The organism is uncultured Sphingomonas sp., assembly GCF_946477935.1.
GTDB lineage: Bacteria > Pseudomonadota > Alphaproteobacteria > Sphingomonadales > Sphingomonadaceae > Sphingomonas.
In genome coordinates this window covers 1-11,558 of sequence record NZ_CAMLAC010000111.1, presented here as the reverse complement: position 1 = coordinate 11,558, position 11,558 = coordinate 1, and the positions used below count along the sequence as shown (strand labels likewise).

At 67.5% G+C, this 11,558-nt stretch carries 11 protein-coding genes and 2 pseudogenes; 8 read left to right on the top strand and 5 right to left on the bottom strand.

Annotated elements, in window-relative coordinates:
• From Q0U08_RS12400 to Q0U08_RS12390, 3 genes and pseudogenes are all read right to left on the bottom strand, one after another.
• Positions 1 to 444, bottom strand: a pseudogene (locus Q0U08_RS12400) (tetratricopeptide repeat protein); the annotation flags it as partial.
• A 1-nt stretch (position 445) separates the two neighbouring features.
• A complete protein-coding gene (locus tag Q0U08_RS12395; protein WP_298091715.1) occupies positions 446 to 889 on the bottom strand; it encodes a hypothetical protein in 444 nt (147 codons plus the stop codon).
• Complete coding sequence (locus Q0U08_RS12390) at positions 889 to 1,602, bottom strand: ParA family protein (RefSeq protein WP_298091714.1); 714 nt, start codon at positions 1,600 to 1,602, stop codon at positions 889 to 891. The genes Q0U08_RS12395 and Q0U08_RS12390 overlap by 1 nt, the downstream gene beginning before the upstream one ends.
• Positions 1,603 to 1,754: 152 nt before the next feature.
• On the opposite strand from Q0U08_RS12390, the gene Q0U08_RS12385 reads away from it, so the two are divergent.
• Positions 1,755 to 2,732, top strand: coding sequence for an SPOR domain-containing protein (locus Q0U08_RS12385; protein WP_298091713.1), 978 nt, complete (start codon positions 1,755 to 1,757; stop codon positions 2,730 to 2,732).
• A 19-nt stretch (positions 2,733 to 2,751) separates the two neighbouring features.
• Here Q0U08_RS12385 and serB read toward each other — a convergent pair whose 3' ends face one another.
• Positions 2,752 to 3,636 (bottom strand): phosphoserine phosphatase SerB, encoded by an 885-nt coding sequence (serB, locus tag Q0U08_RS12380; protein ID WP_298091712.1) that lies wholly within the window; start codon positions 3,634 to 3,636, stop codon positions 2,752 to 2,754.
• On the opposite strand from serB, the gene miaA reads away from it, so the two are divergent.
• The 5 genes from miaA (at position 3,635) to Q0U08_RS12355 (ending at position 8,939) form a co-directional block, all read left to right on the top strand.
• On the top strand, positions 3,635 to 4,561 hold the full coding sequence (miaA, locus tag Q0U08_RS12375; protein ID WP_298091711.1) for a tRNA (adenosine(37)-N6)-dimethylallyltransferase MiaA: 927 nt from the start codon (positions 3,635 to 3,637) through the stop codon (positions 4,559 to 4,561). The genes serB and miaA overlap by 2 nt on opposite strands.
• An 87-nt stretch (positions 4,562 to 4,648) precedes the next feature.
• Positions 4,649 to 6,409 (top strand): acetolactate synthase 3 large subunit, encoded by a 1,761-nt coding sequence (locus Q0U08_RS12370; protein ID WP_298091710.1) that lies wholly within the window; start codon positions 4,649 to 4,651, stop codon positions 6,407 to 6,409.
• A 150-nt stretch (positions 6,410 to 6,559) separates the two neighbouring features.
• Positions 6,560 to 7,075 carry an acetolactate synthase small subunit gene (ilvN, locus tag Q0U08_RS12365; RefSeq protein WP_112381059.1) on the top strand — a complete coding sequence of 172 codons (516 nt, stop codon included), beginning with the start codon at positions 6,560 to 6,562 and terminating at the stop codon, positions 7,073 to 7,075.
• Positions 7,076 to 7,184: 109 nt separating this feature from the next.
• Positions 7,185 to 8,204, top strand: a complete 1,020-nt coding sequence (ilvC, locus tag Q0U08_RS12360; RefSeq protein WP_298091709.1) for a ketol-acid reductoisomerase — start codon at positions 7,185 to 7,187, stop codon at positions 8,202 to 8,204.
• 132 nt (positions 8,205 to 8,336) lie between these two features.
• A complete protein-coding gene (locus Q0U08_RS12355) occupies positions 8,337 to 8,939 on the top strand; it encodes a YceI family protein (RefSeq protein ID WP_298091708.1) in 603 nt (200 codons plus the stop codon).
• An 18-nt stretch (positions 8,940 to 8,957) separates the two neighbouring features.
• On the opposite strand, the gene Q0U08_RS12350 is transcribed toward Q0U08_RS12355, so the two are convergent.
• Positions 8,958 to 9,353: a BLUF domain-containing protein gene (locus Q0U08_RS12350; protein ID WP_298091707.1), complete on the bottom strand. Its 396-nt coding sequence runs from the start codon at positions 9,351 to 9,353 to the stop codon at positions 8,958 to 8,960.
• Positions 9,354 to 9,639: 286 nt separating this feature from the next.
• Here Q0U08_RS12350 and leuA point away from each other — a divergent pair, with 286 nt between their 5' ends.
• Positions 9,640 to 11,298: a 2-isopropylmalate synthase gene (gene leuA, locus Q0U08_RS12345; RefSeq protein ID WP_298091706.1), complete on the top strand. Its 1,659-nt coding sequence runs from the start codon at positions 9,640 to 9,642 to the stop codon at positions 11,296 to 11,298.
• A gap of 35 nt (positions 11,299 to 11,333) precedes the next feature.
• Positions 11,334 to 11,558: pseudogene (locus tag Q0U08_RS12340) on the top strand (hypothetical protein); the annotation flags it as partial.

The following is an 11,558-nucleotide window of genomic DNA, read 5'->3' as shown; positions in this document are numbered from 1 at the left end:
CGCCAGCGCCAGGTTCTGACGCACCTGTGCCCCCGCACCCGGCTCCCGCGCCGCCAGCCAGTCACCCCCCGCGATCGTCGCCAGCGCCAGGTTGAGCGCCGCCCGGCCATTCTCCGGGTCCAGCGCCAGCACATCGGCAAAGGCCGTCCGCGCCGCCACGAACCGTCCGGTCTTCAGATAGCTTTGCGCCAGCACCAGCCGGTATCCGGCATCGCGTGGCCGCAGCCCCACGGCTTCCTCGGCAAAGGTCACCGCCGCTGCGGCATCCTGCTTGGCCAGCGCCTGCTGCGCGCGCCTGGCCGCCTTGGCCGCCGCCTTCGTCGCTTGCGCGTCGCCGCTCTTGGACGCGGCCGCGGTCATGCTGCGCGATTGCACGGCACAACCACTCACGCTGCTGCCCAGCACCAGCGCCGACAATCCCAATGTCAGGATCGATCGCGTCATATCAGCCCTCTTTCGCCGGCATCTGGGCAATCAGCGCGTCCACCTGGGGCATCGTTGCCAGAAACTGATCCAGTGCCTGCGTCACCAGGCTTTGTGCGGATTGATGCGCCAGCGCACTCGCCAGGCGCAGCCGCAGGTGCCGCTCGCCGTCCAGCCGCAGCGTGAACGCGACCTTGCCCGACTTGCGCACCTGCGCGGCACTGTCGCGGCCGATCCGTGCCGCGGCGGCGGCAGACAGGGTCGCCCCGCCGGACACTTCGCGCACCAGCACCGCCCGTTCGACCAGGACGGGCGGCAGCGCGTCCACCACCGGCGCGCCCATGTCGTTCCACCCCAGATCGTCCGGTCCGGCGGTATCCTGCCGACGCATCGCCGGGCGCGCCTGCCCTTTGCGCGCCAGCAACCCGGACGACAGCGATGCCGCGGGCTTGGGCTGCGCGGCCATCAGCTCACCACCCGCCGGCCAAAGCCGTTCGCCTGCGGCCGCGCGCCTGCACCGATCACGGCAGAAGGCACGCTGAACACGGTACGCCGGAAATTCTTCTCCAGCCGATCGGAAACATAGGTCCACAAGGCGGCGATCTCGGCGGCCGAGCGTCCCTTGGCATCGACCTCCATCACCGTGCGCCCGTCGATCATCGATGCGGCGAAGTCCGTGCGCTGGTGGATGGTGACCGGCGCCACCGTGCCATGCTGCGCCAGCGCCAGTGCCGCCTCGGTGGTGATCCGGGCCTTGGGCGTCGCGGCGTTGACCACGAACAGCAGCGGCTTGCCCGCGCGGTCGCACAGGTCCACCGTCGCACCCACCGCGCGCAGGTCGTGCGGGCTCGGCCGCGTCGGGATCACGATCAGCTCGGCGACCGCGATCACGCTCTGGATCGCCATGGTGATCGCAGGCGGCGTATCGATCACCGCCAGCCGGAAGCCTTCCTGCCGCAACGTCTCCAGATCGGCGGCCAGCCGCGTGACGTTGGTCTGCGCAAAGGCCGGCGTCGGCGCCTCGCGCTCGTTCCACCAGTCGGCCAGCGATCCTTGCGGATCGATGTCGATCAGCACCACCGGCCCTTGTCCCGCCAGTTCGGCCTGTACGGCCAGATGTCCGGACAGGGTCGTCTTCCCCGACCCGCCCTTTTGCGATGCCATCGCCAGAACGCGCATATTCCCCCGTTCTCCGCTATGGAGCCCTTTGTTAAGCGCACTGATGGCACCATGGCCGATAAGGATGGGTTAACACCGTTCCGTGTTCGATCCGATCCATATCGGTTTGAACCGGCCGGGGCGCCGATGTGCAGGAATAAGGGTGGATGGTGATGAAGCGGATGCTTGGCTTGCTGTTGGTGGCAACATCGATGGGCTCGGCGATACCCGCGGGCGCCGATGTGAAGGCGGGTGTGGATGCCTGGGGCCGCGGCGAATACAAGGCTGCGGTCGAACAGTGGCGCGGCCCGGCGGTGGCCGGCGATCCGGACGCGCAGTTCAATCTGGCGCAGGCATACAAACTTGGTCGCGGCGTGCCGCTCGATCCCGCGCTCGCCGAAAGCTGGTTCCGCAAGGCCGCGCTGCAAGGCCATGAACAGGCGCAAGACAATTACGGGCTCGCCCTGTTCCAGTCCGGCAAGAAGGCGGAAGCCGTGCCCTGGCTGGAAAAGTCCGTCGGCCGCGGCGAATCGCGCGCCCAGCTTGTGCTGGGCACCATGTTGTTCAACGGCGACGGCGTGACCCGCGACTATCCGCGCGCCTATGCGCTGATGACCCGCGCATCGCAGGCGGGTCTGCACTCGGCCTCCGAAACGCTGGCGCAGATGGACCAGTATATCACGCCGGCCGACCGGGAGCGGGGCACCCGGCTTGCGCAGCAATATGCCGCGCAGGCCCGCACCCTCACGCCCAGACCGGCACCCACGAACGCCGTACCCGCAACGACGCCGGCAAAGCGTCAGACAGCGGTGCGCACCGCGACGCCGCCCCCCTCGGCCCCCGTCGCACCCAAGGTGACGCCGGTCGCCGCAAGCCCCGCGCCGCGACCCAGGCCAACCCCGGTCGCGGCCAAGCCCGCTACGACCTCGGCCAAATCCGGTGCTTGGCGCGTCCAGCTCGGCGCCTTCCGCGACCGCGCCAATGCCGAGACGCAATGGGGCAAGGTGCGCGGCAAATTGTCCGGCGCACAGCCCTTCTACGTTCCCGCAGGCGCCGTCACCCGGCTTCAGGCCGGGGGCTACGCCACCCGGGCCGCCGCGACGCAGGCCTGTGCCCGCTCCGGCGTGCCCTGCGTCGTGGTCGGCGGCTAAGGGCGACGGGTGGAGGGGATCAGCCCTCCACCCATTCCCGCCGCGCGATGCCTTGCGCGTAGAGCAGCGCGGTCAGGTCGCCATGATCCACCCGCGCACCGGCCGCGCCCGCCACGATCGGCTTGGCGCGAAACGCCACGCCCAGCCCAGCACGGCGAATCATCGCCAGGTCGTTTGCGCCGTCGCCCACCGCCATGCTCGCGCCCGGCTCCAGTCCGCGCTCGGTGAGCGCCGCCAGCAGCGTCGTTTCCTTGGTATCGGACCCCACGATCGGCTTGCGCACCCGGCCCGTCAGCCGCCCGTCCGCGATCTCCAGCACATTGGCGATCGCCCGGTCGAACCCGATCTCGGCGGCGACCGGCTCGGCGAAACGGGTGAACCCGCCCGACACCAGCACCGTCAGCCCCCCGCGCGCCTTCATCGTACGCACCAGCGCCCGTGCGCCCGCCATCAGCGTCACCCGCTCCGCCAGGCACTGCGCGATCACATCCTCGCGCAACCCTTCCAGCAACGCCACGCGCGCATCCAGCGCCGCCCCGAAATCCAGCTCACCGCGCATCGCCCGCTCGGTCACCTCGGCGACCTCGGCCTTGATCCCCGCATAATCGGCTAGCTCGTCGATGCACTCGACGGTGATCATGGTCGAATCCATGTCCGCGACCAGCAGCCGCTTCTCGCGCCCCTCGCTCGGCTGCACGACGACATCCGTCGCGGCGAACACGCCCTCCAGCGCCTCGCGCGCCAACAGCGGGTCGCCGGTGAAGTCGATATCACCGGCGACACCGCTGTCGATCCAGCGGCGCTCGCCGGGCTCGATCGCGGCGGCCGCCAGCCGATCCGCCGCCGCTTGCAAATCCCCGTCGGCCAGCCGGCCACCTGCTGCTATCAGCGTCGCTGTGAACATGAAGGCTCCTTTACCGAAGGTCGCGCTCATCGCAGGGCCGACCGCCAGCGGCAAGTCCGCTCTCGCGCTCAGCCTGGCGCTGGCGCATCGCGGCACGATCATCAACGCCGATTCCGCGCAGGTGTACCGCGATCTGCGCATCCTCACCGCGCGCCCGTCCGTGGCCGAGGAGGCACGCGCTCCCCACCGGCTGTTCGGCCATGTCGACGGCGCCGACGCCGGCTATTCCGCCGCACGCTGGGCAAGCGATGCGAAGGCCGCGATCGCCGAGGCGCTGGCCGAAGACCGCCTGCCGATCCTGGTCGGTGGCACCGGCCTGTACCTGCGCACCCTGCTCGACGGCATCGCGCCGGTGCCCGCCATCGACCCGCAGGTTCGCAGCCTCGTGCGCGCCCTCCCCGTGGCGCAGGCCCATGCCGCCCTCACCATTGAGGATCCGCCCGCCGCCGCCCGGCTCAACCCTGCCGACACCACCCGCGTCGCCCGGGCTCTTGAGGTCGTGCGCTCCACCGGTCGCCCGCTTGCGGCATGGCAGGCGCACAAGGAAGGCGGCGTCGCCGACACGATCGAGGGCCGCGCCATCGTCCTCCTGCCCGAGCGCGACTGGCTGTTCGCACGCATCGATGCCCGTTTCGCCGACATGCTGGCCACCGGACTGGACGAGGTCGCCGCGCTCAGGGCGCGTTCCGATCTGCCCGCCGACGCCCCCATTTTTCGCGCGATCGGCGTGCCCGAGGCGACTGCGCTCCTCGCCGGTCAGCTTTCGCACCAGCAGGCCGCCGCCGCCGGTGCGCTCGCCACCCGCCGATATGCCAAGCGCCAATATACCTGGTTTCGCAATCAGTTGGATGACGGTTGGCTTCGCATTTCCGACCATGACACTGAAACGCGCCGCACCGCAGCGGACATTTTATTACGAAACTGATGATTGACACGAACTTTTATCATCTGTAGCCGCCCCTCCGACGAGGCGCTACAGCGGTTCGTCCCGTGTGGAGTGAAAGGACCGATCATGACGGAGAAGAGCGGAGCCGATATTCTGGTCGAGGCGCTGTGCGATCTCGGCGTGGAGGTCGTCTTCGGCTATCCGGGTGGCGCCGTGCTGCCGATCTACGACGCGATGTTCCGCTATGCGGAGAAGAGCGGCGGTCGGCTGCGCCATATCCTCGTCCGCCACGAACAGGCGGCGACCCACGCGGCGGAGGGCTATGCCCGCGCCACCGGCAAGCCCGGCGTGGTGCTCGTCACCTCCGGCCCTGGCGCGACCAACGCCGTCACGGGCATCACCGACGCGCTGCTCGATTCGATCCCGATGATCGTCATCACCGGCCAGGTGCCGACCGCGCTGATCGGCACCGATGCGTTCCAAGAAGCGGACACGGTCGGCATCACGCGCCACTGCACCAAGCATAATTATCTGGTGAAGGATCCCGCGCGTCTGGGCGCGGTCATCCATGAGGCGTTTCATATCGCGACCTCGGGCCGCCCCGGCCCGGTCGTGATCGACATCCCCAAGGACGTGCAGGTCGCCACCGCGAAATACGCCAAGCCCGGCCCGATCCAGCACAAGACCTACCGCCCCCGCATCAAGGCGGACCCGCGTGAGATCGAGCAGGTCGTCGACATGCTCGCCGCCGCCGAGCGCCCGATCCTCTATACCGGCGGCGGCATCATCAATTCGGGGCCGGCGGCCTCGCAACTGCTGCGTGAACTCGCGCGGATCAGCGGCGCGCCCGTCACCTCGACGCTGATGGGCCTGGGCGCCTTCCCCGCCTCGTCGGACCAGTTCCTCGGCATGCTCGGCATGCACGGCACCTATGAGGCGAACATGGCGATGAACCAGGCCGATCTGGTGATCGCGCTGGGCAGCCGCTTCGACGATCGTGTCACCGGCCGGCTGGACGCGTTCAGCCCGAACAGCCGCAAGGTGCATATCGATATCGACCGGTCGAGCGTGAACAAGAATGTCCGCGTCGACCTACCCATCATCGCCGATGTCGGCCACGCGATGGAGGACATGGTCCGCGTCTGGAAGGCACGCCAGCACCCCAAGCCCGACACGGGCGACTGGTGGCGGCGCATCGCCGGCTGGCGCGCGGTCAACTGCCTGTCCTTCCCCGAAATCGGCGACGCCATCATGCCGCAGCGCGCGGTGCGTGCGCTGTGGGAGGCGACGCACGCCCGCGATCCGATCATCACCACCGAGGTCGGCCAGCACCAGATGTGGGCCGCGCAGCATTTCGGGTTCGAGAAGCCGAACAAGTGGCTGACCTCGGGCGGGCTCGGTACGATGGGCTACGGCCTGCCGGCCGCGATCGGCGCGCAGATCGGCAACCCGAATGCGCTCGTCATCGACATTGCGGGTGAAGCCTCGATCCAGATGAACATTCAGGAGCTGGCAACCGCGACCCAGTATCGCCTGCCGGTCAAGATCTTCATCCTGAACAACGAATATATGGGGATGGTCCGCCAATGGCAGGAACTGACCTATGAAAGCCGCTACGCCGAAAGCTACTCCGACTCGCTGCCCGACTTCGTGAAGCTGGGCGAGGCTTATGGCTGGAAGGGCATCCGCATCGAGCAGCGCGGCGAGCTGGAGCACGGCATTCAGGCGATGCTCGACCATGACGGCCCGGTGATCGTCGACTGCCGGGTGGCCAAGCTCGCCAACTGCTTCCCGATGATCCCGTCAGGCGCGGCGCATACGGACATGATCCTGCAGGCGAATGAAGTCTCGGGCACCATGGACGACGAGGCCAAAGCACTGGTCTGAACCTTTTATCCTCCCCGACACGGGGAGGGGGACCGTGACGCGAAGCGGCATGGTGGAGGGGGAGTACGGCAAGCGAGAGCGTCGGTGGAGAGCCCCCTCCACCACTCGCTACGCGAGCGGTCCCCCTCCCCGTGCCGGGGAGAAACAATTTTGCACATCAAGACCGAAGCCACCGAACGCCATACGCTGGCGGTCATCGTCGACAACGAACCGGGCATTCTCGCCCGCATCGCCGGCCTGTTCACCGCACGCGGCTATAATATCGAGAGCCTGACCGTGTCGGAGATCACCGCCGACAAGGGCGTCAGCCGCATCACCATCGTCACCAGCGCCTCGCCGCCGGTGATGGAACAGATCATCGCCCAGCTCGACCGCCTCGTGCCCGTCCACAAGGTGACCGATCTCACCGCACTCGGCGCGCATGTCGAACGCGAGCTGGCGCTGGTGAAGGTCAAGGGCACCGGCGACCACCGGATCGAGGCCCTGCGCCTTGCCGAGGTCTACCGCGCCCGCGTCGTCGATGCGACCATCGGCTCCTTCGTCTTCGAGGTGACCGGCACGATCGAGAAGATCGACAAGTTCGTCGAGCTGATGGGCGAAGTTGGTCTGGTCGAGGTCGCCCGCACCGGCATCGTCGCCATCGCCCGCGGCCGCGAAGCCGCCTGATCCGAATGCCCCTCTCCCACCGGGAGAGGGAGGGGCCCATGGCAAGGCCATGGGAGGGTGAGGGTGACCACCCCGCCCATTTCCCAACCCATAGAAAGGAAGTGCCAAAATGCGTGTCTATTATGATCGCGACGCCGATCTGAACCTGATCTCCGAAAAGAACATCGCCATCCTCGGCTATGGTTCGCAGGGCCATGCCCATGCGCAGAACCTGCGCGATTCGGGCGTGCAGAACATCGCGATCGCGCTGCGCCCCGGCTCGCCCTCGGCTGCCAAGGCCGAAGGCGCCGGCTTCAAGGTTCTGCCCAACAAGGAAGCGGCGCAGTGGGCCGACATCCTGATGATCCTCGCTCCCGACGAGCATCAGGCCGCGATCTATGAGGCCGATATCAAGGGCAATCTGAAGCCCGGCGCCGCGCTCGCCTTCGCCCACGGCCTGAACGTGCATTTCGGCCTGATCGAGCCGCCCGCGGATGTCGACGTCATCATGATCGCGCCCAAGGGCCCCGGCCACACCGTGCGCTCCGAATATGTGAAGGGCGGCGGCGTGCCCTGCCTGATCGCGATCCACCAGGATGCCAGCGGCAACGCGCATGACGTGGCGCTCGCCTATGCCTCGGGCGTCGGTGGTGGTCGCTCGGGCATCATCGAGACGAACTTCAAGGAAGAATGCGAGACCGACCTGTTCGGCGAGCAGGCCGTGCTGTGCGGCGGCGTCACCCATCTGATCCAGGCCGGCTTCGAAACGCTCGTCGAGGCCGGTTACGCGCCGGAAATGGCCTATTTCGAGTGCCTCCACGAAACCAAGCTGATCGTCGACCTGCTGTATGAAGGCGGCATCGCCAACATGCGCTATTCGATCTCGAACACGGCCGAATATGGCGACATCGTCACCGGCCCGCGCATCATCACCGACGAGACCAAGGCGGAGATGAAGCGCGTCCTGGCCGACATCCAGTCGGGTCGCTTCGTCCAGAAGTTCGTCCTCGACAACCGCGCCGGCCAGCCCGAGCTGAAGGCCGCGCGCAAGCTGGCCGCCGCGCATCCGATCGAGAAGACCGGTGCCGAACTCCGCGCGATGATGCCGTGGATCGGCGCGAACAAGCTGGTCGACCAGACCAAGAACTAAAGCGTCGCGCGCACCCTCGCCCAACAGGGCGGGGGTGGGCCTGCGCTGCAACCCTTTGTTTCCATTCCGGCGCTTTCCGCCGCGCGTGCTTCATGGTCAAATCGGTCATCCAAACAGGGAGACCCAAGACCCATGCGCCTGATCCTCGCCGCCGCGCTCGCCGCGACCCTCACCGCTCCGCTCACCGCCCAGACGCTGCCCGGCGCCCCCGTCGCATCGCGCGTCACCGCCGGCACCTACCCGGTCGATGCCGCCCACACCCAGGTCACCTGGCAGGTCAACCACATGGGCTTCACGATGCTCGAAGGCCAGTTCGGCGCTTCCGAAGGCTCGCTGACCATCGATCCCGCCCGGCCGAATGCCACAAAGGTCGATGTGACCTTCAAGATCGACGAACTGTCCGTCACCAGCGCCGCCTTCGCCAAGCACCTGAAGAGCGCCGACTTCTTTGACGTCGCCCAGCATCCGACCGCACGTTTCGTGTCCACCGCGGTGCAGGCGTCGGGCAACAAGGCGCGGATCACCGGCAACCTGACGATCAAGGGCATCACCAAGCCGGTGACGCTGGACGCCACCTTCGTCGGTGCGGGCCAGAACCCGATGAACAAGAAACTGAATATCGGTTTCCGCGCCACCGGCTCGATCAAGCGCAGCGACTTCGGCCTCGGCATGGCGGCGCCCGTCGTATCCGACAAGGTCGACCTGACGATCAACGCCGCCTTCGCCGCACAGTAAGCCTGTACCTGGCGCGGATCAGGCGGCCCGCTTGATCCGCGCGAAACTCTCGAACGTCGCCTGCACCGATGCGGAGGCATTGGCGGTCAGCGCCGCGATCCGCGCCAGCCCATCCGCATCATTCTCGCCCGGTGCCCGGTACGCCATGGCCCATTCGCCAAAGCCTCGCGTTGCCACATCGCGATCCGACAACACGACAAGTGCATGATGCCGTGCATCGCCGCGAATGCGCGTAAACGTCGCATCCACCACCGCGTGCTCGCCCTCCAGCGCCTGCAGGAAGCGTTTGCCGTCGAAGAACAACAGCCCGGTCACATTCGCCCGCGCATTGTTGCGCCGCGACGCCGCCAGGATCGCGGCGGCATCCACCGGCACCCCGGTGCGAACCGTGCTGATATAAACGAGCTGGCGCATGGAAAGACTGTCCGATCGATGAAAGACGCTGTTTCACAACGGCATCTTGTTACAACCTGGCCGTTAACGGAGTATTCGTCGTCACCCCCCGCCAACAATGGTGGACAAATTGACGCCCACCGGCCATGAACCCCGTAATGATCGACCGTGCGCACCTGCTTCTGCGACTTATCCGCCCTTAGGGTGGACGGGCGTGACGCGCGCGCTTCCCTAAGGGCAAGATGAACCGTTAGCGCCAACCGACCGCGCCGTCTCCATCGCGCGCGGTCCGACCGGAAGACCGATCATGCTCCGCGATCCTGCGACCAAATACCGCCCCTTCCCGCCCATCGCCCTGCCCGACCGGACATGGCCGAATGCCGTCATCACCCGCGCGCCGCGGTGGCTCTCCACCGACCTGCGCGACGGCAACCAGGCGCTGATCGATCCGATGGACGCCGAGAAGAAGACGCGCCTGTTCGACCTCTTGGTCAAGGTCGGCCTGAAGGAGATCGAGGTCGGTTTCCCCTCGGCCGGCGCGACCGAGTTCGACTTCATCTCCGGCCTCGTTCGCGACGGCCGCATCCCCGACGACGTGACGATCCAGGTGCTGACGCAGTCGCGCCGCGACCTGATCGAACGCAGCTTCGAAAGCCTCGACGGTGCGAAGTCCGCGATCGTTCACCTCTACAACGCGGTATCCCCCGCCTGGCGCAAGATCGTCTTCGGCATGACCCGTGACGAGGTGCGCGAGATCGCGGTCGCCGGCGCCAGCATCCTGCGCGACGAGGCGGCCAAGCGCCCCAACACCGCCTGGCAGTTCGAATACAGCCCGGAGACCTTCTCCACCGCCGAACTCGACTTCTCGGTGGAGGTCTGCGCCGCGGTCATGGACGTGCTGCGTCCCACGCCCGAAAATCCGCTGATCCTGAACCTGCCCGCCACCGTCGAATGCGCGACGCCCAACGTCTATGCCGACCAGATCGAATGGTTCTGCCGCAACGTGCCGAACCGCGACAGCGTCGTCATCTCGCTCCACACCCATAACGACCGCGGTACCGGCGTCGCGGCCGCCGAACTCGGCCTGATGGCGGGCGCCGACCGGGTCGAGGGCTGTCTGCTCGGCAATGGCGAGCGCACCGGCAATTGCGACCTCGTGACGGTTGCGCTCAACATGTACACGCAAGGCGTCGATCCCCGGCTCGACCTGTCGGACATCGATGCGGTGGTGAACACCGTCACCTATTGTACGAACCTGCCCGTCCACCCGCGCACCCCCTATGCCGGCGATCTCGTCTTCACCGCCTTTTCCGGCAGCCATCAGGACGCGATCAAGAAGGGGTTTGCGGCGCAGGAACAGCGGAACGACGGCCTGTGGGAGGTCCCTTATCTCCCCATCGACCCCGCCGATCTCGGCCGCAGCTACGAGGCGGTGATCCGCGTCAACTCGCAATCGGGCAAGGGCGGCGTCGCCTGGGTGATCGAGCAGGACAAGGGGCTGAAGCTGCCCAAGCGGCTGCAGGCCGATTTCTCGCGCCACGTGCAGGCGATGGCGGACGAAACCAGCCGCGAACTCAACGCCGCCGACATCTGGAACCGGTTCGAGGCGACCTATCTGCCCCGCTCGCAGGACCGGTTTGAACTGGTGGATTACGAGGAAAGCGGCAGTGCCGGCAATCGCCTGTTCGTCGGCCGCCTGGCGGTGGAGGGCGAGCAGCGCTCGATCTCCGGACGTGGCAACGGCCTGATCTCCGGCGTCATCGCCGCACTGGCCGACAGCACCGGCCCCGCACTGGAGATCGTCGACTATAACGAACACGCCATCGGCCACGGCGCCGACGCGCAGGCCGCCGCCTATGTCGAAGCGCGCACCGCCGACGGCCGCACCGTCTTCGGCGTCGGCATGGACACCGATATCGCCACCGCAAGCGTGCGCGCGGTGCTCAGCGCGGCGAACCGAGCCTGACCATGCACGGCCGGGCGCCACGGTCCCCATCGTCCGTGAGCCCGGCCCTGTTGCTCCGCCATCTGCCGGAGCGTCATCGCCTGTTCCTCCGCCGCCGCGGCGCCTCGCTGGCGCTGACGCTCGTCGCCCACCTGCTGCTCGCCTGGCTGCTCCTCCACCTCGCCCCCAGCTTCACACCGCAGAAGAAGGGTCCGACCACCAACAGCTTCTCGCTGTCCCCCGATACCGGGGGCGGCGAAGCCCCCGCCCCGACCAAGCGC